Below are 26,968 nucleotides of genomic sequence, written 5' to 3'. Positions count from 1 at the left end.
CGTTCAATTTCACCACCCAGTCTCACAAATTAGCTCACCCACTCGGTATACACAATACCGTTTTGTATCTGCCCTATCACCTGCGCCTGGTTTTCTGCACTCTCGCAAAAACTGGCGAGCGCACCTGCGGGCGTGATCATGCCCTTGTTTAACTGATTGGCCCAATAATCAAAACCTGCCTGGTCGGGCGCGCGGTGCAAGACGTTTTGGTAGAAATTCGTCAGCAAGGTAGCGGTACTAGGGAAAGAGCCATACAGTTTCTGGAACTCTGCCGACTGAAAAAATGCCGCCGACACCTGGGTCAGGTTGGCTCCGTGGTCCATTTTATCTATCCAGTAACCCAGGCCAGCGAGGTCGGGCTTGCGACCAAATGCAGCCTGGTAAAGACGATACGCCTGGCCAGCTACGCCGTCGAGATCAAAGGCCAGCGCCGCGTCGGTGAACAACAAACGCTCTACCTGGGTCACGGTGTCAGTGCCATCCGTGCCGACCACATCCTTGATGACGAAATTGCCGGTCGTGCCGGTGATGGCATACTCACCCAGCTTGCCTGACATAATCAGAAAATCCGTGCCACTGCCACCATTGATGATGTCATTGCCGGGGCCGTTTTGTATGGTGTCATTACCCGCACCTGCAACGATATTATCGTTGCCTGCCGTACCCACCAGGTAATCATTGCCGCCGGTGCCATACACATTTTTACCTGCTACCGAAATCACGCTGAGGCCGAGTATATAGTCAGTAGCGGCGTAAGCCAGATTGCTGACCTTGACGTAGAAATCGCCATGGGTATAGCCGCCAGCATAGGCAAAACTGATGCTGCCATCGCTGCTGTTATTGGCATAGCTGAAATCGATCCCATCCAGTGGCCTGCCATTGATATCGGTGATCTCTACCTTGATGCCGCTGAAGGTTTCGCGCCAGTCATTGGTGGGGCTGTAATTGTTGGCTGGATCGGTTGAGACCACCAGCGTGTAGTTGCCAGGGCCATCGAGATTGAGCTGATACCAGTCGGTTAAATCAGTGGCGGACAATTTGCCAAAAGACACCAGGCCCTGGCTGACCTGGAAATTAATATTAGGAGAGCCGGAATCGTAACCCTTGGTTCTCTCATCGAACACTGTAGAATCGCCGTAGACGTATGCCATAATTCACTCTCTGAATAATCTAAAAAATCAAAAACCTTTGATGGCAAGCTGGCCAGCCAGCTCATCCATACTACGAGCCTCTTTGCCACTCACCCCTTGCTGCATTAACGCAATCAAGATGGCGATGGATGACAGCATTGTAAAAAAGCTTTAAAAAAATAAAGTTTTTTAATTTAGTATCGTTTGCCTGTACCCCAGGTACTGGCTTTGATGACAAGCCCGACATTTGTCGCCACAATAGTGGCTCCATCTCACAACTCAAGCACCATGAAGCCAGCACAATCCAGCGACGAGCACGAAGACCAGGAACATAGCCGTGCAGAAAAAGCGGCTGCCGCATCACGTAGCACCTGGACCAGCGTCATCGTCAACCTGCTCCTCTGCACAGGCCAGATCAGCATAGGCATCCTGGCCAGGTCACAAGGCTTGATTGCAGATGGCATCCATTCACTGTCTGACCTGGTGGCTGATTTTGTCGTGCTGTTTGCCAGTCATCACAGCAAAAAAGATGCAGACCAGGAACACCCTTATGGTCACCAGCGTTTTGAAACCGCTGCCTCCCTGGCACTAGGCCTGATCTTGCTGGCCGTCGGTGTGAGTATGCTATGGTCAGCAGTGCAAAAAATCAGTGCGCCGGCGAACATAGCCCAGGTGCACATCATGGCATTGTGGGTAGCGATTGTTGCGCTGATATCGAAGGAGCTGCTGTTTCGCTACATGCTGGCGATTGCGCAAAAAGTCAAATCCGGCATGCTGGTGGCCAATGCCTGGCATGCCAGGTCAGATGCAGCCTCATCCTTTGTGGTGGGCCTGGGCATCATAGGCAATCTGGCAGGCTACCCCATCCTCGACCCTATCGCCGCCCTCATCGTTGGCTTGATGATCAGTAAAATGGGCTGGGAATTCGGCTGGGAAGCCCTGCATGATTTAATGGACCGCGCTGCCGATGAGGTAGAAGTGCAAGCCATACGCGAGACCCTGCTCGCCACCCCCGGCGTGCGCAATGTGCATGATGTACACACCCGCAAAATGGGCGACATGCTCATGGTCGATGCCCATCTCGAAGTCGACGCCCACATCAGCGTAGAAGCAGGCCACGACATCGCCGTCATCGCCCGCCAGCGCGTGCTGCAAAGACACCGCGTACTCAATCTCATGACACATATCGATCCGTGGAAGCAGCAGGATGGGGATCATGTGTAGGCTTCGTAGGTTGGTAGGCTTCGTAGGTTGGGCCGGGCCTCGCCAGGCTACGCCTTATCAGCCCAACACTGGGCCCCAACAAACGTACACGTGATTCAGACGCCGAGTGTTGGGCTGGTAAACCGTAGCCCAACCTACGACCATGCTCTCGGCCCTTACTTCAAAAACACCTTCACCTCGGCCTGGAATCGCTCCGGCTGGTCCCACATGATGAAATGCGCGCTGTCGGGAATGCGTTTCAGGCTGATATCTTTGACGCTGGCGTAGGCGACTTTGTAGAAGCTATCCATCTGCTCTGCACTCAAAGGCACACCGTTCGGTAGGACATATAACACCGTGGTTGGCACGGCGATGTTTTTCAACTCAGGGATGAGGTCGGTGGTGACCAGCTCATGATAGGCGCGGGCAGACACATCCTGGTCACTCTTGAGTCCATCCGCCACTGCGGACGGGCGCATGGCAGTGTTATTGATCATGCCCGCGATCGTCCCCTCCATTCTTTGCGCACGCGCTTCGGGCGTCATGCTGCGCATCTTGGCCAGCATATCGTCGGCCATGGGCTTGATGCTCTGTGCTGTCGCGCCCGGCACACCAAACATGGCACCGAGGAAAGGGAACATATCCACCACCATCAACTTGCTGATCGCTTGCGGATGGCGCGCAGCCAGCATCATGCCTATGCTGCCACCCATGGAATGACCAATGACGACAGGCTTATGGATACCCTGGACTGCAATATAGCGGGCAATTTCTTCCGCCACTGGTGCGGCCACCGGGCCTTCGGTATTGCCACCCACCACCTGCCCGGCAAAGCCGGATACTTGCACCAGATGATAACGATAGCCCGGCACCGCCTTGACCATCTCAGCCCAGACACGTGGCGAAGAACTCAGGCCAGGCACCAGGATAACGTCCCTGCCCTCACCCTCGGTTTTCACGCTGATACGGTCTGAACTAAAGCCAGCAGCCCAGGCGGCTACGGGGCTGAGCGCGGCACAACTGAGCGCCAGAATGGTTTTAAGCAAATGACGGCGGAGCAGCATGTTTGTCCTGTTAATTATTATATAAAGAACAGCATTAAATCACAGAAACAGATCGTAAAGTTGGGAATACTTGTCACGAAAATTCGCTATCAACATCCAGGCAAATCTGTCTCGATCATGCACCACTCATGCCCTCACGGCATCGGGCACGCCTTCGCGCGCGGGCACGGGTTCAACTTCTACCGCGCCCATCAAATCATGCCCTGCAGCGGCCGGTAATTCAAACTCGTCATCCGTGCCACACTGCCGCTCACGGTTATGCCCTTCAGGCAGCAGGTTCTGGAAATACACCGGCCAATGGCCGTCTTGCCCGCCTCGCGGGTGTGCAGATAAAGACGCAGGTAGCGGAAAAGACGCAGGTAGCGGATGGAGGTGGTCATGGCTCAGGGGGAAAGTATAGGGCCTAGGTTGGATGATCTCGTGGGTTGGATGACCTCGTAGGTTGGGCCGGGTCGTAGGTTGGGCTACGCCTTATCAGCCCAACACTGTGCGTTTAAATGACGTATACGTTTGTTGAGGCCCAGTGTTGGGCTGATACCCCGTAGCCCAACCTACGAGGCTATTTTCAAGTTAAAAATGCGATTAATCTACTCATTCTTTAATTTTTGAGTAGATTAATACTCATAAAATGTTAAGTAAATATGAAACAAGCATAGGGCAGCAAGTCGCCATCAAAACATGCAAGTACGCAGATAGAGTGGCATACTGTCAACAATCCACATGATGACCAGCCCACTATCCCAATATCCCAGCCATGCCAGCAAACAAGCTAGAAGATGCCATCGATGCCCAGCTCCAGCAATGGCTGGCCACCACCGACTCTGGTGACTGGCAAGATATCGCCAGCAGCCATGCGCGCCAGCTCCCCCACTTGCTGGCAGCACGATTTGATTACGATATACGCCAGGGTGGTTTTGCCCAGTTTCTCTACAATATGCGGGGACATTTACTGGCGCAGATACAAGACATGTTGATCGCCGCCAGTGCCGATATCGCTCACGACTATTATGTGCAGGCGATCAGCCTGTGCTTGAAAAACAAGCTTGATTACCAGCGCTTTTTAGCCAGCAACTACACCGAGGCCAACCCATTGAAAGACCAGTTGCACTTGCTCAGTCTGGCTTATCTGCGCGAAAAGATAGATTTCAAAACCGAGGCACATGTTTTTCTGGTGAGTGGCTTGCCAGTTTGAGTCCATGACGTAGCAGTCTAAGGCTCAAATCGTATGGTCATAGCGCCATAATTGATCGTTAACTTGTAGTTCTTCAGAAAATCTTTACCCAGAGAGGCCCCTGCATTTATTCCCGTCGTACCAAAGCTTGTATAGGCCGCGGTCAAGTCGTGTATCGCCAGGTCACCGATACTGATATCAGGGGCCTTTCCTATTCTGACAGCTTGCTCACCGCCATGGCCTGATGAACCTGCCGGCTTCGCCTCTTCAAGATATTGTTCAATCCCGATTTCTTTCGTCGTTGCTGGCGTAATTAATAAGTTATAAGCGCCACCCGTGTCGATTAAAGCGCGTACATCGTGACCAGACATTTTTATGTTAACCGAAGGAATATTGAGATTCAATTCCATTTTCACATCTTGCCGGTCTGGTTTTGCAGCATTTTTTACGAAATAGATTTCTTCTTTTTTATAGTCGATGACCAGAGTCTTTCCAGCCAAAAAACTGTAACCTAACAAGCCAGAAAGTGCTTTCCCGTCTGGACCTGTCATGCCGTCAATTTTAAAGGATTCAAAATCAGTGATCTGGCCTTTGCTGGTATCGGCACTCAGATGGACTGGGCTAGTATTAAAAGTTGGCACTTTCTCAGCGCCAAACCCACCAGTCCCTTCTACTTCCGGTGTCAATTGAATGCCCAGGCTTTGTGCATAGTCCAGGTCTATGATGGACGCCGAGGCGGTTCCCGTATCAAGCATCATCCAGGTTTTTTTTGCGCCATTGACAGAAACCTTGACGTAGATATTCCCCTTGCGGAACATCGATGTCAACAGTTGCCTGGACGTGGCCGTCTTATTATTTTTCGTGTTCACAAGTGCGCCCTCTACCTTGGTCGCCCCCTTTTCTAACGTTGGCACGGCGGCGGCGTGCACAACAGACATTCCTGGTATTGCGCCTGCCACGAACATGGCTATGACCATGGACAGGGTCGTTTTTTGAAAAGAAATCGCTGACATTGTTGAGCCCTGGAGTAATTTGCAAGCTGGTTACTGGAAATTCTGTTAACAGGGATTTACCAGGAACACTTGCATGGTATTGAATCTCACGAACCAGATTCAATAAAAAGAAGACTCATACTAGCCAGTACCTGAGCAGCAATCCACAGAAGAACGACAGGATGTAAAAACGGATAGCTCATTTGCATACATACATGACCAAATGCAAGCGGCCACGTATTTCTTGAAAGGCACGCACATAGGCCCTGCTCGTCTGCATTTGTGCAAACAGGCCGTCAATCGGCGTTACTGCGATGTAAATTGAAAGTGCCAAAGCTGGCAGGCCAAACATGACAAAAATCCCTGTCAGTAAAATGTTCAATGCGCGCAGGGCAGGAATTTTCAAGTGCTTCATGAAGAGAATACGTGAGCTAACCGCCATAGGCAGACATGGCGCAAGCAAAGAAATGCGCACGCAAAGGCAGCGCCTGGCAAGTCATCGCCCCGGAAATTTTATCCAGTCGTTGCTGCTGTGGTGCCGTGGCAGGGTCGGGCACATATAAAATCCCTCGCTGGCCTGAATATGGCAGGTGCAGCCTGTACGCAAAAAACACATAGGCAGGCTGGCCGCCATCGACATAACAAGCCAGGGTTAGTCCACAGTTGGCCCGGGATTGCTGGTGGACTTTCGCCACCTGGTTTTCATATTGACTGTGGAACAGGCTGACATCAACATAGGCTGGCAAATCAGACGCCGGTAAATACCACAAGGCCAGCCAGGATAGCAAGACCAGCACCAGCCGCCCTACACTGGCCAGCCGCGGCTTGCCAGAAGAGCGCAGCAACAACATCAACATCCTGACACTGGCGTATGCCCCAAGAGCAAACCCCAGTAGCAAAACCAGGACAAAACCCAGCAAGGAGAGTTGTATATAAAACGCAGAAAAAACCAGCGCCAGCACGGCAAAAAGATAGACGGACAGCGACGCAGTAGCTGGAGAGGCTGGTGTCTTCACAGGCAATCGCTCATACCCATTCTCTGCATCAGGCTTGCCCCATCATGTTGGCAAACCTGGCACGCAACTCTTCATACGATACATCTTCTTTACGGCTCGCCAGCAGCCAGACATGGCCAAAGGGATCGGTCAGGGTGCCGCGCCGGTCACCGTCAAACTGGTCAGCCACCGGCATGGTGGCTGTCGCGCCCAGCTCAACTGCGCGGGCAAACACAGTGTCCACATCGTCTACATATAAATGCAGAGAGACAGTGGAGCCCCCTAAACTCCTGGGACCGCGATAACCCATATCCGGGAATTCATCCGCCAGCATGATGCGCGCATCACCTATGTCCAGCTCGGCATGCATGATCTTGCCCTTGCCGTCATCCAGACGCACCAACTCGCGCGCGCCGAATGCCTTGGTATAAAACTCCAGCGCCGCAGTGGCCCCCTGGACGATAAGATAGGGTGTCAGGCTACGATTGGCAATGGGTAGGGATAAGTTGCTCATGGATGGCTTTCGTGGTGAGAGGTAGGATAAGCTAAGCCCGCATACACCAGCACCTGAGTGCCATGGTCCATGCAAGCCGTGTAGCGGTAAGACTGCCTCAGATGCCAGACCAGCGGTACCTTGGGTATTTGTATTTTATCAATGAATTGCTTATCCAGGTAAACCCATTGTGCCTTGTGCTTTGCGGCAGGCCGACATGTCATGCAGGGTTTGAATGTGCAAGACGCCAGCGCTCATGGTACCGCAGCAGGCTTGACATCCGTAATCACCATGAAGACATAGCCGCCATCAAAGGGGGCGCGATAGATGCCCTTGGCTTTTAACAGGTAGTTGGCGACTGCGGCCATTTCCCAGGCATCGGTCAGCTCCCCTGTCCAGCTGCGGTCTATCAGTTTTTGGAAATGATGCTTTTCACCCAGGCTTTTCATCACTTCCAGGCGCTTGTACAGGGCCGGGGTAATGCTGCCATTGCCCCAGCTCCACAGCCAGGTTTTGTTGCGCTCGGAAAACGAACCCACGAATTGAAACCTGGCCAGCAGCTTGGGCTGGCCCTTGTCTGAGAATATCAGCTCACCGGTTTTTTGGTCTACGTCCCAGCGCTCATAAGCCAAAATCTTATAATTATCTTCCAGGGATTGTTGCGTGGTCTGCGCATAGCTGGCGCTGGCAATGACGATTTTTTCCCAGTCAGACTGGCGTGCCTGTGCGCTGGTGGCCAGCAAGGCCAGCAGCATGATCAGTAGCGTCTGCGCCCAGACTGTGTTGGCAGGCATCTGCCATGAGCGATAGGACTTGCTTACTTGCATAGAATCTCCCGCGGATTAGCTCAGCATCACAGCACCCAGCACTACCAATGCGACACCAGAGAAATAAACCAGCAAGAATTTCCCATCATCGATGTAACGCATCGCCCACAATAAAAGATAACCGGGCACGATCAGGCACAACAGAGCCTGCACATGATTGGTGGCAAAAATCATGATGGCCGAGTATAGCTGCAATAAGACCAGGATAGCGATGCCAGACAATAGTGCGACCATACCCAGGATATGCATAGGTGCCCAAATCATTTTTATTGAATATGACAATGTAGCACAATGCATGAAAAAATAGAGCGCCGCGCCTTACTCAGTGCCTCATAGTCTCTGTACTGAGATTGCTGGCTTTGATCCCGCCACAGTAAGGTGCGCCATGCGCACCAATCCGGCAATGCAAGAAGAAGCCATGGTGCGCACGGCGCACCCTACAGGTTAAGCGAACACAACCCTAATGTAGAGTGCATTGTAATACGCCCTAGGGAATTGATTCACATCAGAGAAAATATGCTCATCGAACAGGCTGTTTCAATAATTTGCAATGGTTATGGAACAGGGTGTACGGCGCATGTTGAAAATTATCTGTTACTTCATGCTTACGGATCTTGCGCAGATGGATCCCAGCCTGCGCTGGGATGACGTTGAGATGGGTAAGGGACATCAAACTCTATGGTGCTAATCTGGTCCTAAGCTTAAAATCGTCATTCCAGCGCAGGCTGGAATCTAGCGGTGTTCGTTGCATTAGCACGTCGCTGCTCTTGCCGTATCGTTCCGCAGTAGGGTGCGCCGTGCGCACCATTTTTTATTCCAGAAATTTGAAAATGCAAGCGGTGCGCATGGCGCATCCTACAGGACAAATAATTTCTCATCGCCTGCTCTGTGTCTCTGTGCCTCTGTGGTGAGATTGTTGGTCTTGATCTCTTTGTCTCTGTGCTGAGATTGCAGGTCTTGGCCCCTACACACAAGTTACATTCACACGCGCAATCCTGGCGCGCAAGCGCGCTACTTGCTGTTCATTAAAGCGTATTCCGTCCAGCCAGATATTTTTCAATGAAGCCAGCGCCTCCAGCCTGGGGATGAGTTCTGTTGCATCCAGGCCTGGCATATGGTCAAAATTACCCAGCGACAGATATTCCAGATGCGGCAAGCGCGTTAGCAAATCAAGATCAGTCAGCGTGACTTGCGTTGCCCATAAATCCAGTGACTTGAGCTGCGTCATGCGGGATAAGTGTTCAAGACCTGCACCCGTGATTTTGGTCGCACCCAAATCCAGGGTATGGATGCGCTTGCTGGTACTCAGGGTGGCGGCCATGGCATCGTTGAATTCTGTGCGCTCCATATCCATTGCCGCCAGATGCGGATGCGCGAGCATCATGTCGATAAGCTGTGGTGATAAGCTCGCGCCCTGTATGCCTATCTCTGTCAGCGCGGGCGCTTGCAACACTTCAGCAAGGTCTTCTTCTGTCAAATAATGATTGGCCCGAAAAATCTCCAGGCCTATTGCCTCCGCAAAAGCGGCCAGCCTGCCAGGCCCCTTGATGGCCAATATGTCCAGCACGCGCAAACCCGGTGTCTTGATCACATGATGCATGGCCTTGCGTGTCACATCACACCATAGCCATAACTGCTCTACCGATTGCAACGCTGGCAAGGCCTGCGCCAGTTTGACCGTCAATGTTGGCATTTGCGATAACTTGAGTTCATGTATCGCCCCCTTGGTACGCAGGTTTCTGATATCTGCAGGCGTGATCTTGCCACTCAGCGCAACATCATTTTTTTGTTCATCATTTTTTATCATTGAGGTATTTCATACTCTTTATTTATATCACTAGATATCACTATATATATCACTCCGAAGAAGGCGACACGACAAACTCAATGCATGTCAGCAGAAAGCAAGATAGTGTTGCCTTGCGCCTGCGGCACAGCAGAGAGTAAGGCCTTGGCAACAGCCGCCGCCGCGATAGGCTGGTAGTTGGCGGGTATCAGGAAGCCGACTAGCTTGCTGATCGCAAACCCCAGCTTTTCACCGCGCCGCACTGGCTGCCCCAACACCTCTCTATCACCGACCAACAGCGAAGGACGGGCGATGACCATGCCTGCAAATGGCATTTTTTCCAGCGCATTTTCCAGCTCGCCCTTTACGCGGTTATAGAAAACCCTGGAGCTGGCGTCTGCCCCCATGGCGCTGACCAGGCCCAGTTTCTTGACACCTGCAGCCTGCGCCGCCCTGGCGACAGCCAGATTGGCATCGTAGTCTATGGCACGAAAAGCCTGCTGGCTGCCGGCGACCTTGATGGTGGTTCCCAAAGCCAGATACACTTCGTCCGCCTGTGGCAACACCGGCAAGCTGGCGAAATTGACGACATGCGCTTTCAGTTTGGGATGTATCGTTGCTGGTGCCCTGCGACCAAGGCTATGCACCTCTGCCACGGCATCGTCGGCCAGCAGGCCAGCAAGAATTTCTTTTCCCACCATGCCGGTGGCCCCGGCGATGATCACAATTCGCTTTGTCATGCCTGATACTCCCTGGTGAAATGATTTCATGCCCAGCTTTTGTGAGCGCTACGTGAATGCTGCTATTCTAAGCCAGGCTTGTACACGGCACATTATTCTTTCGCACAGCAAATAATCGCTGATGGCTATCGTGTATTTTTGCAACATGCCAGCTACCTTAGAAAACTATGCAATGACTGAGATCATCCACCCGTTTTACGAGTCGCATCGCGACGCAATGCAAGCCGCCATGCGCCATCGCCTCGATCTTGCCGAAACAATGTTGCATGAGCACGCACATCTGCGCGACCTTGATGCGATCAGGCAAGAGGTGATGAAGGAATTCGATATCGTGCTAACCCAGATGCCTTATGTCGGCGGTGCAGACAATCGTATGAGCGATTTCTTCATGCGCTTGCTGGGCTTCATGGTCATCAGCCGGGTGCTCAGGCGACACGGCGTAGCACTGTCCGTCATCGGCGACATTGAGAGAGCAAGCTACCAGGCGCAATTGCTCACCGTGCCCGAAGCTGAGCGACACGCCGCGGGACAGCAATTCATGTCTTCAGAAAATCAGGCTGTGTTGCGCGACCAGGCTGCACAAAGCGCGACACCAAACCATCAGCAAGAATTCCCGGATGATTTCGTCTACGATTTCGTAGCGCCAGGCCCGAATGACAATTTTGAATTTGGCATCAATTACAGAGCTTGCGGTTTTTGCAAATTCGCAGCCTGCCACGGAGATAAAGAAATCCTGCCCAACATTTGCGGACTGGATTTTGTCGCCTATGCAGCGCGCGGCATCCATCTGGAGAGAACACAAACCCTGGCTGGCGGGGCGGAGCATTGTAATTTCCGCTTTTCAAAAATGCCGGTTGACTAAGACGATTTTCGCCCATCATTAATTCACTAGTAGGGTGCGCCATGCTCACCCTACTGAAATCAGGCTGTCACGACGGGCAGCAAGGTCCGCAAACGCAGGGTAATCATCAGGCCCACGCACAGTATGCCACCCAATAGCATCACCACGCCCGCCCAGCCATGGCTGGCCCAGATGACACCGGTGTAAGAGCCTATCAGGCTGGAACCTATATAATAAAAACACAGGTATAACGCCGATGCCACCGCCTTGTAGCCCTGGGCACGGCGGGCCACCCAGCTGCTGGCAACCGAATGGGCGGCAAAAAAACCAAAGGTGTACAAGGCCAGGCCGGGAATCATGATGAACAATGAATTCGACAGGCTCAACAGCAAACCTGCCATCATCACCAGCAAGACTATCCAGAGCACACCACGGCGGCCTATGCGGTCCACCAGTCGCCCCACCCAGACTGAACTGCCCATACCCAGCACATACATCAGGGCAATCGCGCCCGCCGCACTTTGACTAAAACCAAAGGGATCAGCCTGCAGCCGATAGCCCATATAGTTATACATGCTGACAAAACATCCTGTCAGTATAAAACCCAGGCAAAACAGCATGCGCAGGCCACTGTCTGCCAAATGCAGGCGCAGGCCCTTGCGCAGGCTCTCCCCTGCTTGCGCTGCCGGTTTAAAATTGCGCTCTGCTGGGAGGCTGCGCCAGAATTCCCAGGCAGCATAAATGCCTGCCAGACCCATCGCCGCCATGGCGATGCGCCAGTGAAAATACTCACTCAGCAAGGCAGACTGCAAGCGCCCCAGCATGCCGCCAAAGGCGCTGCCAGCGATATACAGGCCCACCGCCAGCCCCATGGAAGTCGCCTCGATTTCCTCCCCCATGTAAGCCACCGCCACCGCAGGCATGCCCCCCAGAGCAAAGCCCAGCAGGGCACGCAAGACCAGCAACTGGGCAAAATCCTCAGTCAGCGCACACAAGCCCGTAGCCACAGCCGCCAGTGCCAGCGCCGCCACCATCATGGGCTTGCGACCTATGCGTTCACTGAGAGCGCTGCTGATGAGCAAGGACACTGCCAGTGACAAGGTGGAGATCGACAAGGCCCAGCTACTTTGTGCCGGTGTCAGCTGGAACTGCAAAGCCAGCAAGGGTAATAGCGGTTGTATGCTGTACAACAAAGAAAAAGTAGAGAAACCACCAAATATCATGGCACGCGTGATGCGCTTGAATTCTGGCGTGCCTGCAGCGATACGGGTGACTGGCTGCGGGAGTGTGCTGCTGGCGACGGTCATGATGGCGAGGGTGAACGATCAAGGAGCGTTCATCTTATATTTGCGCTTTTATAGCGTCCAATATATATTTAAGGTTTTAGTAATACATTTTTTAGATGATGGAATACGAATAAAGATCGCTCCTCGTAGGTTGGGCCGGGCCTCGTTAGGCAAGGTTTTATCTGCCCAACACTTGGCCTATAAAAACGCATGCGTTATGGAAACGCCGAGTGTTGGGCTGGTAAACCGTAGCCTAGCGAGGCCCGGCCCAACCTACGCAATTGCCCAGGCCCGCCCCTTCAAAAATTCATTTGCAAAAACCATGGAACTCCGCCACCTCAAATACTTCATCGCCGTCGCCGAAGAACTGCACTTCACCCGGGCGGCGGAGCGGCTGCATATAGGCCAGCCGCCCCTGAGCCATGCGATACAAATGCTGGAAGCCGATATCGGTGCGCAATTGCTGGAGCGCAGCAAGCGCTGGGTGCGCCTGACGGAAGCGGGCAAGCTGTTTCTGAAAGATGCGCGGCACATCCTGGCCCTGGCTGAGCAAGCCAGCGAAAACGCCCGTCGTGCCCAGCGTGGCGAGACGGGCGAGCTGCGCATAGGCTTTACTTTCTCTACCCCGTTCACGCCCCTGTTTGCCGCCGTCATCAATAGCTACCGCCAGCAATATCCCGATGTCACTTTGAGCTTGCGCGAAATGACCACCAACAAGCAGCTGGAAGCACTGGACCAGCGCAGCCTGGATGTCGGTTTCATACGCCCGCCAGAAGATGGCGAACTGGCGCGTGGTGTTTCGTCCCCCTTGCGCTTTCGCAAGCTGCGTGAAGATGCACTGGTAGCGGTGCTGCCCAGCACCCACCCGCTGGCAAAGAAGAAAAAAGTCAGCATGAAAGACCTGGCCCAGGAATCCTTCATCATGTACCCGCCCAGCGCAGGCACCGGCATCTATCCACACATACTGCGCTTATGCCGCGCCGCAGGCTACGCCCCAAAAATCGTACAGGAAGCCAACGACGCCTCCACCATCATCGGCCTGGTGGCAGCAGGCTGCGGCGTCTCTGTCCTGATAGGCTCTTTTTATTCCATCCATTTTGATGGTATCTGCTACCGCCCGATAGCCGATGCAGGCGCCAGCACTTCATTGCTGCTGGCCCAGCGCAAGGGAGAAGTGTCGCCACTGGTGGAGGCGTTTGTCAGCTTGGCAGGGGAATTGGTATGACAAAGGAGGGTAAAACACGATCAAGACATCTGTACTGTGCGATGTCTTATCTCTGAACTCTACACTCTAAAGACCTGGACTGGTCGCCGGTCGAGCTGGATACAGCCAGCCAAACACCAGCGTCGCCGCAGCCGCACCCAGCAATTGCGCAATGATAAAACCCGGTGCATCGGCAAGGCGTATGCCTGCAAAACTATTGCTGGCAGCCCGCGCCAGCGTCACTGCCGGATTGGCAAATGAGGTCGAAGAAGTGAACCAGTAAGCCGCAGTGATATAGGCAGCCACGGCAAATGGCGTGACCGCGGGGCGGCTGCGGCTGGTACTGATGATCACTGCGATCAGGCCGAAGCTGGCGACAAACTCGCTCCACCACTGTCCCATGCCAGTGCGTGCATGTGCAGATGCAAAGAACAGCGGCAATTCAAACATGGCATGCGCCGCCGCTACCCCGGCAAAGGCACCCAGCACTTGCAACAGGATATATGGCAGTACATCCTTGACAGGCAGGTTTTTCTGATAAGCCTCAGACAATGTCACTACAGGGTTGAAGTGCGCGCCCGAGATGGGGCCAAACATGAGTATCAATGCGACCAGACCCGCCCCGGTGGCGAGGGCATTGGCCAGCAGCGCAATCGCGACATTGCCGCCCGCCAGCCGCTCTGCCATGATGCCTGAACCCACCACAACGGCCAGCAACAAGGCTGAGCCCAAACCTTCAGCCACCAGGCGTCTTGCCATGCTCATGGGGTGATCTCGCCTATCTGGTCCAGCGTGATCTTGAGCTTTTGCCTGTCCTGAACCAGCGTATCCAGCGGCAGCGCCAGCATGGTCTCGATACGGGTGCGCAGGATGCGGTAGGCAGTCATGAAGGCGGCGTCGATTTCTTCATCCGTCCCGCTCGCATGGGCAGGGTCAGCCACACCCCAGTGGGTACGCAAGACTGACCCCAGATAAGCCGGACAAGTCTCACCCGCAGCACTGGCGCAGACGGTGATGACGATGTCGGGCGTGGCTGGCAGGTGGACCCAGGATTTGCTGGCATAGACCTCTGTCGCAATAGCTTCACGCGCCAGCAATGCCAGCGAACGCGGGTGGATTTCGCCGGTCGGCTTGCTGCCCGCACTCATGGCGCGCCAGCCTGTGGGGGCCAGGTGATTGAATGTGGCTTCAGCCAGGATAGAGCGGCAGGAATTGCCTGTGCACAGAAACAGAATATTCATAGATCGGCCAGAGAAAAGTAAATAAGGCGAATGCGGAGGCTTTATGCTTCAGTAGTGGCACATTGCTGCATCGACACCGGCGTACAGGGATTCCCGCCACAGCAGTTCTCAGTCAAAAAGCCCAGCATCTGGTTCATGGTCGTGATATTGGCTGAATAAATAATAAAGCGCCCTAGCTGGCGCGATTGCACCAGTTCTGCATGCGACAACTCTTTCAAATGAAAGGAGAGCGAGGATGCCGCAATACCCAGTTCCTCAGCAATCTTGCTGGCCGCCATACCCAGAGGGCCAGTCTGCACCAGCAGACGAAATACCGCCAGACGCGATTCTTGCGCAAGGGCCGCCAGAGCCAGCAGGGCTTGTTTGGTTTCCATGATGAGCTATCCCGAGTTTGAATATTAATTCTATATTTCAATAATAATGGAAATATAGAATTGTAGTAAAGCAGAATTTGTATGAACCACGCCCCTGCTTTGGTTTTCCCCTGCCCTCCTCCGTCTACGGCAGAGCGCAATCCCGTAGGAGCGGCTTCAGCCGCGAACAAGCCCTCACACAAACCAGACATGACGGATAGCTTGCCGCCGACGCCGTTCACCGCTAAAGTCCATCCCATAGAGAATTGAAGCCCATCCATACACCGCCCGCACTATGATACGAACAGTCACTCCCGCAGACGCCGCCGCCATCATCGCCATCTACAACCACTACATCGCCACGACCACCATCAGCTTTGAAGAAAACCCGGTCACAGAACAGGAAATGGCACAGCGCATCCACGATGTCAGCGCCAGCCTGCCCTGGTATGTGGAAGAACAGGATGGCGAAATCCTCGGCTATGCCTATGCCACTCCATGGCGGGCACGCAGCGCCTACCGGTTTTCTGTCGAGAGCACGGTCTATGTCGCCGCCAGCCACGCTGGCAAGGGGATAGGCAAGCGCCTGTATCAAATCCTGATCGCCGACCTGCGTCAGCGCGGCATCCACATCATGCTGGGCGGCATCGCCCAACCCAATATAGCCAGCGTCGCCCTGCATGAAAGCCTGAGTTTCGAGAAAGTCGCTCACTTCAAGGACGTGGGGCGCAAGTTTGAGCAATGGGTAGATGTGGGCTACTGGGAACTGCGACTGGGGTGAACACGTGAAGAACAACTGGACCATACGCCCGGCGACACAGTCAGATATCACCATCATTACCCGCCATCGCTTCCACCGCGCAAATGAACAGCAAGAAGACCTCGATGCTTACGCAAGCTGGCTGACAGGCACACTGGCTGCAGGCAATTACACAGGCTTGCTGGCCCAGACCGGAGACATCGTCGTCGCCGGTGCTGGCCTCAGCATACTGGATTGGGGGCCAATCCGGGGCGATACACAAGCCCGTCGCGGCAGGATAGTCAATGTCTACACCGCACCCGACTGGCGCAGGCTGGGCATTGCCAGGGCACTGGTCGCAGGCATGCTGCAACTGGGCAAAGAGCAAGGCCTGAAAACATTCAATCTCAGTGCTTCAGAAGAAGGCCATGCGCTGTACCAGGACCTGGGCTTTGTTTCTTATCCGACGGAGATGATATTTAGGTCAGGAGATATATAAGTCAGGAAAATGAGGTGGCTAGAACGAGCTTCGGAAGCGAGTTGGATATTGTTGTGCCTGCTGTTCATGGCTAAAGAACGGCCCTGGTAAAAATTCGTGCAGCCAGACTGGTGTCTTTCCCCCATCAAAAGGAATAGAAAATACCGACATCAATTCTGCGTTTTCTGATTCATATCTGCTGCAGCTTCTACATCAAAACTGTCCACTTCCCATACCAGGTTAAGCGAGGCGCATCGCTGGCAATCCACAATTGCGCCCTCACCCAATACTGATTTGCACCAGTGGCAGCGGCGACCTGGCAAAGCGACATGTGCCAGGGTGGCCTTGGCCTCGCCGTGAGAACATGAAGTCATTGTCTGCATTGTCCGGACAAAGCCCAGAAAATCAGCTTTTACGATCTTTGCATACAAAGACGCCCTGGCAGCATCATCTTTGACATAGACAAATGTATACAAACACTGGCATCTGCCACAGCGAGGGCTACGCCGGTTGACTTCGTCGATATTCATACATTGCTACTTTCAATCAAACAAATCCAGATTAGTCGGCACAATGATCTGCGGCTTCACAGGCTTGATGATCTTCACTACCTTCTCCAATTTAGGCTTGGGTGCAAACTCGGCAAACATGCGTTCTGCCGGAAAAGGTCGCAAGAAAGCGCGGGCAAATTCTGGGTCGCGGCAGGATAGCCAGTCGTCGAAGTCTTCTGGCGGTACCACGACGAGAGAGCGTTTTTCTTCGCCGGGTTTGTGGAAACGGCGCATCAGCGGATGATCGTCAGCGTTGATGGTGATCTGGGTGAAAGAATAGCTGACGCTGCCATCGGCTTCTGGCCACTCCTTATAGAGACCAGCAACGGCAAAGTCTGGCTCATCGAAGAGACCTATGCGCCAGCGCTCAGCGGCACCGTTTTCATAATTGGGTTCAAAGAAATGCTGCATGGGCACCAGGCAGAGTTTGCCGCCATGCCAGGATGGCGCATAGCTGCGCAGCGCACCCAGGGTTTCTGCCCTGGCGTTCATGGTAGAAAATCGTTTGACACCGGCTTGCATCTTGGTCTTGGGTATCATGCTATAGGCACCCAGCAAGGCCTGGCGATTGCCGGCGGCGTCATGCAACAGGATGGGCGCATGATAGTCTTGCCAGGTCTCCTCCTCCCATTCAGGCAACTGGGCACTGCGAGCATTGAAATAGTCCAGCTTTTCTTTGCGGGTGGGGACAAAATTGATGCACATGATATTTTCTATTGAGCTTGTTGTTTAGCTTATCGTTCAGCTTATTGTTCAGCGCGATGTTGAGCTTGATCTTGAGCTTGATGTGGTGAGTCTGTCAGTCCTATTTTCTCATATCCATCTGCATGCCGGGCAATCACATGGAACACAGGCTATCAGGGTATCAGGCTATCACAAGGAAATTGGGTACATCATTCCGGTTGAGACGCAGCAGCTGGTTTGCAAAATAAGTGCGAAAGTGGGAATATGATAGTCCTTACTTCAACTCAGAAAGGCGTGCCCATGTCAGTCAACCTGCATCTCTCACTAAAGGTGAGTCACTACCATCCTGACCGTACAGACGCAATCAAGCAAGCGATTAAGGCAGTGTTCGCACATCAGCAAATCGACAGCGACATGTCAGCTATAACAGAATGTAACGAAGGGGGCAGCTACTTCCTCTCCTCCCAAACTGATCCAGAGATGCCTGTGATTATCAGCGGCGCATACAAGTGGCTGCCAGAAATTCAGCAGCAGTTGCTGACGGCAACAGAAGAAGCAAATGGTGGCTTATGCAATGTTGAATTTGATGGATTGAGTGCCGATGATGATGAGCTGGTCGAGGACGACGAAGAAGAGTTGTGAGCCTAGAGCAAGCGTCATCGTCCATTGGCAGCCTGGTCAGCAAGTACGGTCACTACAAACCTGATGCCGTAGTCGCTTTTTTAGAAAGCGCTGATTTTTCCATGGAATCATGCTTCAAGCAGGCAGACCTTGCCTTTGATCGAAGTATCAAAGGCAAAATAGTTTTTTTCGATTACGCTGCGTCTATCGTATCTCTTTGAGCTTTGCATGGCAGCAGTCGCTATAGCCGCGGGGTAACATAGCAAGCTTAAGGAGCATTGCTACATGATATGTCGCTGTTGAGAGAGGGTTGGTAGAAAAACTAAGAGCATAACAATTGGAGTGAGATATGCATGCGAGATATTGGTTTACATCCGAACTTTTTAAAATCGAGCCTGGCGAAGATGAAGAAACCAATCCGGCTCGCTATGGAAAAGAGCTAGGGCAATGGCTGTGCCAGAAATTTAAAGACCTGGGCTATGAATCAGCAGATCTCGTTGCTGAAGACTGGGGCTGGTGTGTCATGTGCGAGAGGGACAACTATTTGCTGTGGGTAGGCTGTGGCTCCATACTCACAGAAACCGAGATTGAAGATATAGACCCCGACATTCCACCGGACAGTGCAGAAATAGTCTGGCATGTCTTCGCAGAGGTGGAAGTGCCGTTTTTCTTTTTTAAATCAAATTTTTTAAGATTGCTGGGTAAACTCGATACGAAAACAGCCTATGAAAAATTAAATCGTGATTTGAAACAGATATTAGAGCAAGAACCTGGGATACAATTTTGCGAAGAACCTTAAAAAAAACCCTCGATATCCTCTTAGTCCCTGGATGTGAACTATTTACCGTCAGCCAGTAGGGTGCGTTCAAACGCACCAATTTCTACATGACTAGCAAGCTCGTTTTACCACCACAACCGGTGCGCCCCCCCTACTTGATGAGCTTATTGAGACTAGACCCCGTAGGTACGATTAGCCAGTAGGGTGCGTTATAACGCACCGATTTCTGCATGACTACCAAGTCCGCTTCACCATCACAAGCAGTGCGTTTGAACGCATCCGACTGCTTAAGCACATGGTCTTCCTTGCCAAACTTCGCGAGAGGTGCACGACCTACCCTATCCGCCCTATCCCTAAGCCCTCCAGATATGCCGCCAGCTCTTGCGGCTGCTCATGCAAGATGATGGCGTAGGGGTAGATGGAGCTTGGCTTTTTGAAGAGCAGGCTGATACGCTGGCCTGACAGATAAACATGGCGCATTTCGCGCTTCCATGCCAGCACGCTGCCAGCGCTGCTGACGCGGTGATAGCTGGCTGTGTTACCCTGGAAATGATATTCAGCACTGAAGGGGGCGCTTGCTTTGGCGATTTTCAGCATGCGATTTGTGCTGTTTTTTGCCAGCCAGTTCCAATATGGTATGAACAGTTTTTCACTCCAGGTGGCTCGCTTGTTTTTGTCCCAGTGCAGGACCAGCATCAGCAGGAAAAACACCGCAAATGTCACCTCCACCCTGACGCCATGAAACAGCATGCCGCCCATGACGAACATCAGCAGGCACAAGCTCAAGCCCAATATGCTCAGGTATTTGACGACAGTCCTCAGCCTGGCCACGGTGTTTGCTGGCATCATGCGCTGGCGCAAGGCCATGAAACGACCATGCAATATCTGTTGCAATTCCACTTCCAGCGCTTGCATGAATGCAGGTGTAATGCTGGTCTTGAGTTGCAGTTGCGCTTGTGGCGGCTCCTGCCCTGCAGGCCTGCCGTTGACGGACGTGGAGTGAAGAGTGTCTGCCATAGTCGTATTAGTTCGAGTAGCAAGAATAGGCTAGTCTAGCATAGGCCGCATCGGCCACGTCAATCGCATATATCATCACTCATCAGCATCATCAAGCGGTGCAGGCAAGACCCAGCTCGCGTATAGCGTAGGCACGGCAGAAAACAGCAGCATCAAATAAAAGCTCAGCGCCATCATGGCCCGCATGAGGATTTCTTTGGGCCAGTCATGTACCATCGTCAGCCCCAGCACGGCCCAAATACCCATAAATGCCGCCACGCCTATGCTGGCAAACGCCACCAGGTAGGCGTCGCGCCGCAAACTGCGCTCACGCTCATCGGCCTCTTCATCAGGGTTGCCCGCCTGTTTGACAGGACCAAACATGGGCAGGAAATTGCTGACGCCAAAACCCAGCATCAGAGCGGCATATCCCAGCCAATAGAACTGTGGCATCAGCAGGATCAGGGCCAGGCTGGCACTGCCTATGAACAAGATGGCTGCAGGTAAAAAGCGCAGGCGACGGCGGCGGATATTGCCACTGGCAAGATCAGGAATATGCGTCCATTGTGCCATCTTGTCCAGACGTGCCAGCAAGTGATTATTTTTGTAGAGAGACATCAGATTTCTTTCTATGATCAGTTGTAAATACAAACGGGCAAGCAGCAAACTTTGTAAAACCGGCAGCGACTATTCAAAGTCTTCTGCCCGTTTCAGCGCGACAGAAATCGCCTCAAAAGCTTCAAAAGAAAACAGTATTTCTATGCTGACCCCAAAGTAACGGGCGATTTTCATGGCCAGTTCCAGACTGGGTTTGTAGTCTCCCCGCTCCAGATAACCGATGGTCTGGTTATTGACGCCGACTTCATCCGCCAGTTGCCGTCGTGAAATCCCGCGCTCGGCACGAAACAGAGCAATGCGATTGTGAATTTCCATTTTTTTGTATCTAATTCTGTAAATGTATTGTGATTACACAACAATTCGTATCGCATGTCAACAGGGTGTGATGTTTTTTTGTGATTCAGACCAGACTTGCAGGAAGCTTAATGCATGCAGTAGGAGCGGCTTTAGCCGCGAATGCACGATCACCCCAGCTCTACGCCGGGCATTTGTCGCTGAACCGCCTGTTCGCGACTGAAGCCGCTCATGCGGGTTCACGCCTGGTAAGGCAACGCACCAGGCGCTTGCCATCCATGATCCTCGCGACCGACTGCGCCAGATCGCTGGCACTGAGCACCTGCTCGACAGGTGCTACGTCGCAAGTGAAATAAGGGATTTCATATAAAGTGAGGGGATTATTATTTGCTCCGAAATAAATTCCAAATGCTGGGCGTCTGGGCAGGATAATCACTATAGTTATACACCAGTATTTTATAATTTCTTTTAAGGACGTGGGGAAGTGATAATAAGAAATCGACTCAGAGCTAACCACCAGCATGAAAATTTATGGGCAGTTTGTTTACCGCCAGGGTGGGTGAAGGCCTGGTCGCGCTTTCACCTGCATCATGACTTTAGCAGCCTTTAAAACTATCTCACAGGAGCACACTTTGATCATCCAGTTTTCAGCCAACGAAGCTGCCATGGACAGCGAATATGAGACCATCACCACAGGCGTTACCAATGGTGAGGAGTACCTGCTATTCCAGCGCCATGAAATCCAGGGACATGAAGACGACTCCGGCGTGTATATCGAATACCAGGACCAGAGCCAGGCCGGTGAAAACATCGTCGCCAGCGTGACCTTGAGCAGAAACCTGCTCACCATCATACTCGCTGCCCCCTTGTACCAGCGCAAAGAGATCAGCAGTTTTGAAGTTGACCTGAACATCAGCGAAGAACAGTTTCTGGCACTCAGGCAAGGGTTAGAGTATACGTTCTGGGACAGGTTGGAGCAGTTGATATTCGCTGAATGATACATGGTATTAGCTGGCAAACGCCTCTCTACTTTGCGCATTTGACTTTTTGCTTGTTTTCAGTCGTCAAATTCAGCACGGTATACACCAGTAGATCCACCATGGTATCTATCGATATATAGATATTTTTTGTACACCACTAATTGCATTTCATTACAATACCAGGACATTTAACTTCATCATGAAAACACGCATGTCAGCAAAAATCCTGCATCTGCTGTTCCTGGCTTTGGCACTGCCAATGATGTACCACCCAGCTAGTCTGGCTGCGACAGAAATACCCGTCGCTGCCATGAGTGAGCAAGTCCAAAAACAGGTGGCGGCCCAGGAAGTGCAGCTACAGCAGTTACGCAAGCAGGCTGCGCAAGATCCTGAACAATACTTGCCCGTGCTGATCACGGCCATCAACCAGTTGGGCAATATCTATCACCATGCAAACCACTATCAGCAAGCCCATGCTGCCTATGCTGAAGCCTTGCAACTCTGTGAAAAAGCAGAAGCCGACAAGCCCGGTAAATTCCAGGCCCTGCTGTATATGCTGTTCAACAATCAGGCCCTGCTATTCGAGACAGAAAAAAACTGGACGCAAGCAATTCTGTTCAATGAAAAAGCGGTCGCTGTCAGCCGCCTGCAGGCAACAAAAGATAGTGAAACTTATTTACCACAACTGACCACGGTCTTATATAACCTGGCGACTCTGTACAGGGAACAAAGGCTTACTACAGAGGCAAAGGCAGCTTATGTTGAAGTGATAGAGCACTGTCGGAAGTTGATCAAAAAAGATGCAGCATCTTATGAGCCAGGCCTGGCCGCTGCCAACTTTTATCTGGGCTTGATACATTATGCTGAAGAAAATTATTCGACTGCAAAACAATGCTTTGAAGTTTCATTGCCGATATACCGGGCAGCAATTACCAGCGATCCACGCCGCAACAAAGAGCTTGCTATCATCCTGGGCAAGCTAGGTCACATCAACATGCTGGATCATCAGCATGTCAAAGCGCGGCAACTTCTTGATGAAGCCAGGCTGCTATATCAGACGGCGAGCTCCAAAAAAGACGCTGCTGACTTGTTTGATTTTGCCGAGGTACTCAAAGACCTGGGTGACTTGAACATGACAGAAAACCAGCCGGCACAAGCGCAAGCGGCCTATGAAGATGCTGCCAGCATCTATAGAAAGCTGCCAGCCAATATTCTGGACATTGCCCGCCCTTTGTTTGCCTCTGTACTGACAGAACTGGGCAATAGCTATGCCCAGGAAAGGAAGGCTGAGAAGGCGCGGGTGGTTTTTGAAGAAGCGGCAGAACAATGGCGCAAGCTGGCCGCCACCGAAGCTGATCTATATGCTCTGAGCCTGGCCAGAATGCAAGTACAGCTAGGCCTGATCTATGTCCATCAGAATAAGTCACCGCTGGCACAGGCTGCATTTGAAGAAGCCTGCACATTGTATGCTGCTGCACGTCCAGAAAAAATCCCAGATGCATTGTCTGATCACATCCTGGCGCTATCCCAATTGTTGAGACTCAGTGTGGCAGAAAAGCGTGATGATGACACACGCCAACTGTCTGACAGACTGAAGCCGCTTTTGCGTCAACAAGCCCAGACCCATTCGGAAACGAAGTGATGAAGTGAAACAGTAGAATAAAAATCGGCAAGCTCTGTGCAAAGTTTTTTTACGGCGCTTTGTAGCAAGCTTTTTAAGCGACGCACCAGTACAATACCGGCTAATTCATTTTCCAATATTACAAGATAATGCCGGTTAAATTTCGCCCTCTGTTCTGCCTGGCCCTGATGCTGCCTGCCGCCTATGCCCCGATAGCCTTCGCCTCGACTGAAAAACAGGCCACGATCACCAGTGAGAAGATCAAGAAACAAATGTCTTCTGATGAAACGCAGATCAATGATCTGCGCAGACTGGCAGCAGAGAGCCCTGACAAATATCTGGCGCAACTGATCACAGCCATCATCCGGCAAGGTGCGGTTTATCATCAGGAAAACCGTTATCAACAGGCGCACACTGCCTATCAAGAAGCGCTGGAACTATGCGAAAAAGTGGCCGTTGACAAAGCCGGAAAGTACCAGGATAACCTGTATATGGTGCTCAACAACCTGGCATCACTGTATCAGACAGAAAAAAACTGGCCGCAGACCAGGGTCTATCTTGAAAAAGCGCTCGCTGTCAGCCGCCTGCAGACAGAAAAAAACCACGATGCCTACTTGCCGCAACTGACATCGACTTTGTATAGCCTGGCAGATTTTTACAAGAAGCAAGGACAACGCCCCCAAGCACTGGCGGCCTATGATGAAGTCATCGCCAACTACCGCCAGTTGATGCTGCAAGATGCCTATACCTATACGCCCAGGCTGGGCAGCGTGCTTTTTTATGCGGGGGTGGCGCAGTATCAGGATAAAAAAATGCCTGAAGCAAGACAGATGTTTGAAGAGTCCATTGCGCTTTACCGTCTTGCCATACTCAAAGAAGAAAAATTCAAACCGGAATTGGCGCTCAGCCTGTCCAACCTTGGCGTCGCCAATAAGGCCGACAATAAGTATGCTGCGGCGCGACTGGCTTTTGATGAAGCCATCACCATCTATCAGGCTGATAACAAAAAAAGCGCCCATACCCAGTTTTCCTATGCCCATACACTCACCAGCATGGGAGACTTGAATGCAATCGAAAAAAAGAGAGAACTGGCGCAAACTTCCTACGAAGAAGCGGTTAAGGTGTACCGGCAAATCCCTGCCAGTCACGCGATTGAGGCGCTGCCATACTTTGCCTATTCGCTGCTTGAACTTGCTGGCATTTATAATCAGAAAAAACTTTTCCCACAAGCGATCAGCACCTATGGTGAGGCCATCGCCAATTATCGCCAACTCAGCCAGAAAGATACTCAGGCTTACACACCAAATCTGGCCAACGCACTGCTGAATCTGGGCTTAGTCCTGCATAATAATAAAAAATATACGGAGGCAAAAAAAACGTATGAAGAATCAGCAGATTTATACCGTCATGCCGCACTGAAAGAACCCAGGTTCAATGCCGGGCAGGCGTTGGCCCTGAGCAATGTTGCCCTCATCAACAAGCTGGAAAACAAAACCCATGAAGCCCGGCATGTATTTGAAGAATCCATCGCCCTTTATAAAGAAGATATAAAAAATAATCCCGCATCCCTGCATGGTTATGCGGTGACACTGGAAGCCTTTGCCGAACTCAACAAGAATGAGAACAAGCTGGTGCAGGCCCAGGCAGCCTATGAAGAAGCTGTCAGCGTTTACAAGCAAGAGCTGGATGCAGCGCCCGCCCAAGCTTTACCGGCGCTGACATCGGCACTCAATAATCTTGGTGACTTGTACCAACAATTGCAGCTTGCTGACAAGACGGCCAGTACCTATGAAGAAGCCGTCAGCTACTTGCGCAAACCAGCCGCCGCCACACCAGACCAGTATGCGACGAGTCTTGCAAGAGCACTCGTAACTCTGGGTATTTTATATATTGAGAAAAGCAAGCTCCCGCAGGCAAAACAGGCGCTGGAAGAAGCCATCCAGCTGTATGCTCCCTATCTCGAAAAAAATCCGGGGATGACCAACAATCTCGCGCTCGCTTACAGCAAACTGGCTGACATCTTGGATAAAAAAACCCAGACCCAGCAAGCCTATACTGCTTATGCCCAGGCATTGCCCCTGTACCGCAAACTGACCAGGCAAGACCTTGACAAATACTCGCCTTTTTTAGCGCACACGTTGCTCAACCTGGCCGAGCTTGAATATCAGAAACTACACTATGATGTAGCTTATGCCTTATATGAAGAGGCAATCAAGGAATACCGCCTTTTGTATTCAAAAAATGCGCCTCTCTACGCTCCCAAACTGGCAAAGACACTATGGCATATGGGAAGCCTTCTTATCATAAAACAAGATAGCCGACGCGCAGAAACACTGCTCAATGAGACAATCGGACTATACCGTTCCTTCGCCAGCAGAGATACTACCTATTCGACCGAATTTTCCAGGGTAAAAATTAATCTGGCGGTGCTTTTTACGCAGCGATCCAGGCCAGCCGAGGCCAGAAAGATCTATGAAGAGCTGCTCCCACAAATCCGTGCGCTTGCCAAAAACAATCCCGATCTGAACATGGATCTGATTACTACACTCTTCAACTTGTCAAACATTAATTTAAAAGAAGAGCGCAACGATGAGTTAAGCAAGAACTACGCAGAGTTGCTGCCACTCTTGCGCGCGCAAGAGGGTGAAATATCGGAGTACATCAATCAGCTTCTTGCATGGGTACTCAGAGTTTCAGGTATCACGGCAATGCAAGACAAAAATTATACCCAGGCGAAAACACTGCTGAGGGAAGCGAACAGCATCTATCGCAAGCTGATAGAAAAACATACTGAACTATTGCCCACTCTCGCTAACAGCATCTATTACCTCGGGCACGTGGAACAGCAGGACAACAATATAAGCAATGCATTCAATGCGTATCAGGAAGCCTATGTCCTCGTACAAAAACAGGCTACATTAAGCCCCGAACAGCAAAATGAAAAAGCAGACATGCTGGCAAGAATGGCCAATATCAACATCACCAATGGGGACCTGGACGCAGCACAAAATCTGCTTAAAGAAGCGCTATCTATCCGCAAAAAACTGGCCAAAGAACAGGCCGATCTTTATATGAAAGACCTGATTCTCACTCTTTTAATGCAGTGCCGTCTCCACATCAAAAACAAGGATCAACAAAAAACCAAGGATGGCTATGAAGAAGTAGTCAGGCTCGCCAGGCGCACAGAATCATTAACGCCTTATCTGCAATCACGTATAGAAGAATTGAAAAGAATTATCGACAGCTTTGAAAAAAAATAGCACCTGGCCAGGCGCCAATTAC

The 26,968-nt window shown here is 51.9% G+C and carries 32 protein-coding genes and 1 pseudogene; 13 read left to right on the top strand and 20 right to left on the bottom strand.

Annotated features, from left to right (window positions below; genetic code table 11):
* Positions 1–29 precede the first annotated feature (29 nt).
* Positions 30–1,151: a DUF4214 domain-containing protein gene (locus ACO0LF_RS18395; RefSeq protein WP_423016577.1), complete on the bottom strand. Its 1,122-nt coding sequence runs from the start codon at positions 1,149–1,151 to the stop codon at positions 30–32.
* A 267-nt stretch (positions 1,152–1,418) separates the two neighbouring features.
* Here ACO0LF_RS18395 and ACO0LF_RS18390 point away from each other — a divergent pair, with 267 nt between their 5' ends.
* Positions 1,419–2,354: a cation diffusion facilitator family transporter gene (locus ACO0LF_RS18390; RefSeq protein ID WP_423016575.1), complete on the top strand. Its 936-nt coding sequence runs from the start codon at positions 1,419–1,421 to the stop codon at positions 2,352–2,354.
* A 155-nt stretch (positions 2,355–2,509) separates the two neighbouring features.
* Here the strand turns inward: ACO0LF_RS18390 and ACO0LF_RS18385 are convergent, their stop codons facing one another.
* Both ACO0LF_RS18385 and ACO0LF_RS18380 read right to left on the bottom strand, forming a co-directional pair.
* A complete protein-coding gene (locus tag ACO0LF_RS18385) occupies positions 2,510–3,397 on the bottom strand; it encodes an alpha/beta fold hydrolase (RefSeq protein ID WP_423016573.1) in 888 nt (295 codons plus the stop codon).
* Between the two features lie 132 nt (positions 3,398–3,529).
* Positions 3,530–3,784: pseudogene (locus ACO0LF_RS18380) on the bottom strand (HipA N-terminal domain-containing protein); the annotation flags it as partial.
* A gap of 367 nt (positions 3,785–4,151) precedes the next feature.
* On the opposite strand from ACO0LF_RS18380, the gene ACO0LF_RS18375 reads away from it, so the two are divergent.
* Positions 4,152–4,589 (top strand): DMP19 family protein, encoded by a 438-nt coding sequence (locus ACO0LF_RS18375; RefSeq protein ID WP_423016571.1) that lies wholly within the window; start codon positions 4,152–4,154, stop codon positions 4,587–4,589.
* A gap of 17 nt (positions 4,590–4,606) precedes the next feature.
* On the opposite strand, the gene ACO0LF_RS18370 is transcribed toward ACO0LF_RS18375, so the two are convergent.
* From ACO0LF_RS18370 to ACO0LF_RS18335, 8 genes are all read right to left on the bottom strand, one after another.
* Positions 4,607–5,581 (bottom strand): pepsin/retropepsin-like aspartic protease family protein, encoded by a 975-nt coding sequence (locus ACO0LF_RS18370; RefSeq protein WP_423016569.1) that lies wholly within the window; start codon positions 5,579–5,581, stop codon positions 4,607–4,609.
* A gap of 410 nt (positions 5,582–5,991) precedes the next feature.
* On the bottom strand, positions 5,992–6,576 hold the full coding sequence (locus tag ACO0LF_RS18365) for a hypothetical protein (protein WP_423016567.1): 585 nt from the start codon (positions 6,574–6,576) through the stop codon (positions 5,992–5,994).
* A 28-nt stretch (positions 6,577–6,604) separates the two neighbouring features.
* Positions 6,605–7,069 carry a VOC family protein gene (locus ACO0LF_RS18360; protein WP_423016565.1) on the bottom strand — a complete coding sequence of 155 codons (465 nt, stop codon included), beginning with the start codon at positions 7,067–7,069 and terminating at the stop codon, positions 6,605–6,607.
* Positions 7,066–7,272: a hypothetical protein gene (locus tag ACO0LF_RS18355; protein WP_423016563.1), complete on the bottom strand. Its 207-nt coding sequence runs from the start codon at positions 7,270–7,272 to the stop codon at positions 7,066–7,068. Before ACO0LF_RS18355 ends, ACO0LF_RS18360 begins: the two co-directional genes overlap by 4 nt.
* Before the next feature lie 30 nt (positions 7,273–7,302).
* Positions 7,303–7,875 (bottom strand): DUF6882 domain-containing protein, encoded by a 573-nt coding sequence (locus ACO0LF_RS18350; RefSeq protein WP_423016561.1) that lies wholly within the window; start codon positions 7,873–7,875, stop codon positions 7,303–7,305.
* Positions 7,876–7,890: 15 nt separating this feature from the next.
* Complete coding sequence (locus ACO0LF_RS18345) at positions 7,891–8,139, bottom strand: hypothetical protein (protein WP_423016559.1); 249 nt, start codon at positions 8,137–8,139, stop codon at positions 7,891–7,893.
* A 700-nt stretch (positions 8,140–8,839) separates the two neighbouring features.
* Entirely contained in the window at positions 8,840–9,682 is an 843-nt protein-coding gene (locus ACO0LF_RS18340) for a hypothetical protein (protein WP_423016557.1), read from the bottom strand.
* A gap of 77 nt (positions 9,683–9,759) precedes the next feature.
* A complete protein-coding gene (locus ACO0LF_RS18335) occupies positions 9,760–10,401 on the bottom strand; it encodes an NAD(P)H-binding protein (protein WP_423016555.1) in 642 nt (213 codons plus the stop codon).
* 172 nt (positions 10,402–10,573) lie between these two features.
* Here ACO0LF_RS18335 and ACO0LF_RS18330 point away from each other — a divergent pair, with 172 nt between their 5' ends.
* Positions 10,574–11,263, top strand: a complete 690-nt coding sequence (locus ACO0LF_RS18330; protein WP_423016553.1) for an L-2-amino-thiazoline-4-carboxylic acid hydrolase — start codon at positions 10,574–10,576, stop codon at positions 11,261–11,263.
* Between the two features lie 59 nt (positions 11,264–11,322).
* On the opposite strand, the gene ACO0LF_RS18325 is transcribed toward ACO0LF_RS18330, so the two are convergent.
* Entirely contained in the window at positions 11,323–12,549 is a 1,227-nt protein-coding gene (locus ACO0LF_RS18325; RefSeq protein WP_423016551.1) for an MFS transporter, read from the bottom strand.
* Between the two features lie 301 nt (positions 12,550–12,850).
* On the opposite strand from ACO0LF_RS18325, the gene ACO0LF_RS18320 reads away from it, so the two are divergent.
* Positions 12,851–13,753 (top strand): LysR family transcriptional regulator, encoded by a 903-nt coding sequence (locus ACO0LF_RS18320; RefSeq protein ID WP_423016549.1) that lies wholly within the window; start codon positions 12,851–12,853, stop codon positions 13,751–13,753.
* Positions 13,754–13,819: 66 nt separating this feature from the next.
* Here ACO0LF_RS18320 and ACO0LF_RS18315 read toward each other — a convergent pair whose 3' ends face one another.
* Genes ACO0LF_RS18315 through ACO0LF_RS18305 form a run of 3 tightly spaced genes read right to left on the bottom strand, consistent with a single transcriptional unit; the run spans position 13,820 to position 15,347 of the window.
* On the bottom strand, positions 13,820–14,497 hold the full coding sequence (locus ACO0LF_RS18315; RefSeq protein WP_423016547.1) for an aquaporin: 678 nt from the start codon (positions 14,495–14,497) through the stop codon (positions 13,820–13,822).
* The gene (locus ACO0LF_RS18310; protein ID WP_423016545.1) at positions 14,494–14,973 is read right to left on the bottom strand and encodes an arsenate reductase ArsC; all 480 of its coding nucleotides are present in this window, start codon (positions 14,971–14,973) and stop codon (positions 14,494–14,496) included. Before ACO0LF_RS18310 ends, ACO0LF_RS18315 begins: the two co-directional genes overlap by 4 nt.
* Positions 14,974–15,014: 41 nt before the next feature.
* Positions 15,015–15,347 (bottom strand): ArsR/SmtB family transcription factor, encoded by a 333-nt coding sequence (locus ACO0LF_RS18305; protein WP_423016543.1) that lies wholly within the window; start codon positions 15,345–15,347, stop codon positions 15,015–15,017.
* A gap of 81 nt (positions 15,348–15,428) precedes the next feature.
* Between ACO0LF_RS18305 and ACO0LF_RS18300 the strand changes: the two genes are divergently transcribed.
* Genes ACO0LF_RS18300 through ACO0LF_RS18290 form a run of 3 tightly spaced genes read left to right on the top strand, consistent with a single transcriptional unit; the run spans position 15,429 to position 16,564 of the window.
* Positions 15,429–15,596, top strand: coding sequence for a hypothetical protein (locus ACO0LF_RS18300; protein WP_423016541.1), 168 nt, complete (start codon positions 15,429–15,431; stop codon positions 15,594–15,596).
* 25 nt (positions 15,597–15,621) lie between these two features.
* Complete coding sequence (locus ACO0LF_RS18295; RefSeq protein ID WP_423016539.1) at positions 15,622–16,107, top strand: arsinothricin resistance N-acetyltransferase ArsN1 family B; 486 nt, start codon at positions 15,622–15,624, stop codon at positions 16,105–16,107.
* A gap of 4 nt (positions 16,108–16,111) precedes the next feature.
* Positions 16,112–16,564, top strand: coding sequence for a GNAT family N-acetyltransferase (locus ACO0LF_RS18290; protein WP_423016537.1), 453 nt, complete (start codon positions 16,112–16,114; stop codon positions 16,562–16,564).
* Positions 16,565–16,713: 149 nt separating this feature from the next.
* Here ACO0LF_RS18290 and ACO0LF_RS18285 read toward each other — a convergent pair whose 3' ends face one another.
* Both ACO0LF_RS18285 and ACO0LF_RS18280 read right to left on the bottom strand, forming a co-directional pair.
* A complete protein-coding gene (locus ACO0LF_RS18285; protein ID WP_423016535.1) occupies positions 16,714–16,917 on the bottom strand; it encodes a hypothetical protein in 204 nt (67 codons plus the stop codon).
* A 168-nt stretch (positions 16,918–17,085) separates the two neighbouring features.
* Positions 17,086–17,799 carry an SOS response-associated peptidase family protein gene (locus ACO0LF_RS18280; protein ID WP_423016533.1) on the bottom strand — a complete coding sequence of 238 codons (714 nt, stop codon included), beginning with the start codon at positions 17,797–17,799 and terminating at the stop codon, positions 17,086–17,088.
* Between the two features lie 279 nt (positions 17,800–18,078).
* On the opposite strand from ACO0LF_RS18280, the gene ACO0LF_RS18275 reads away from it, so the two are divergent.
* Together ACO0LF_RS18275 and ACO0LF_RS18270 are read left to right on the top strand one after the other, a co-directional pair.
* A complete protein-coding gene (locus ACO0LF_RS18275; RefSeq protein ID WP_423016531.1) occupies positions 18,079–18,420 on the top strand; it encodes a hypothetical protein in 342 nt (113 codons plus the stop codon).
* A 328-nt stretch (positions 18,421–18,748) separates the two neighbouring features.
* Entirely contained in the window at positions 18,749–19,198 is a 450-nt protein-coding gene (locus tag ACO0LF_RS18270) for a hypothetical protein (RefSeq protein WP_423016529.1), read from the top strand.
* Positions 19,199–19,510: 312 nt separating this feature from the next.
* Here ACO0LF_RS18270 and ACO0LF_RS18265 read toward each other — a convergent pair whose 3' ends face one another.
* The 3 genes from ACO0LF_RS18265 to ACO0LF_RS18255 all read right to left on the bottom strand — a co-directional run bounded on the left by ACO0LF_RS18265 (position 19,511) and on the right by ACO0LF_RS18255 (position 21,106).
* Positions 19,511–20,194, bottom strand: a complete 684-nt coding sequence (locus ACO0LF_RS18265; RefSeq protein ID WP_423016527.1) for a hypothetical protein — start codon at positions 20,192–20,194, stop codon at positions 19,511–19,513.
* A gap of 75 nt (positions 20,195–20,269) precedes the next feature.
* Complete coding sequence (locus ACO0LF_RS18260) at positions 20,270–20,791, bottom strand: hypothetical protein (protein ID WP_423016525.1); 522 nt, start codon at positions 20,789–20,791, stop codon at positions 20,270–20,272.
* A gap of 69 nt (positions 20,792–20,860) precedes the next feature.
* On the bottom strand, positions 20,861–21,106 hold the full coding sequence (locus tag ACO0LF_RS18255; protein WP_423002741.1) for a helix-turn-helix transcriptional regulator: 246 nt from the start codon (positions 21,104–21,106) through the stop codon (positions 20,861–20,863).
* Positions 21,107–21,216: 110 nt separating this feature from the next.
* On the opposite strand from ACO0LF_RS18255, the gene ACO0LF_RS18250 reads away from it, so the two are divergent.
* The 4 genes from ACO0LF_RS18250 (at position 21,217) to ACO0LF_RS18235 (ending at position 26,946) form a co-directional block, all read left to right on the top strand.
* The gene (locus ACO0LF_RS18250; protein WP_423016523.1) at positions 21,217–21,441 is read left to right on the top strand and encodes a hypothetical protein; all 225 of its coding nucleotides are present in this window, start codon (positions 21,217–21,219) and stop codon (positions 21,439–21,441) included.
* A gap of 276 nt (positions 21,442–21,717) precedes the next feature.
* On the top strand, positions 21,718–22,083 hold the full coding sequence (locus ACO0LF_RS18245) for a hypothetical protein (RefSeq protein WP_423016521.1): 366 nt from the start codon (positions 21,718–21,720) through the stop codon (positions 22,081–22,083).
* Positions 22,084–22,276: 193 nt separating this feature from the next.
* On the top strand, positions 22,277–23,707 hold the full coding sequence (locus ACO0LF_RS18240; protein WP_423016519.1) for a tetratricopeptide repeat protein: 1,431 nt from the start codon (positions 22,277–22,279) through the stop codon (positions 23,705–23,707).
* 128 nt (positions 23,708–23,835) lie between these two features.
* Positions 23,836–26,946, top strand: coding sequence for a tetratricopeptide repeat protein (locus ACO0LF_RS18235; RefSeq protein ID WP_423016517.1), 3,111 nt, complete (start codon positions 23,836–23,838; stop codon positions 26,944–26,946).
* Positions 26,947–26,968 lie beyond the last annotated feature (22 nt).

Source organism: Undibacterium sp. Di27W (genome assembly GCF_049340345.1).
Lineage (GTDB): Bacteria > Pseudomonadota > Gammaproteobacteria > Burkholderiales > Burkholderiaceae_D > Undibacterium.
Note: the sequence above shows the minus strand (reverse complement) of the source record. Positions and strands in the feature narration are given on the sequence as shown.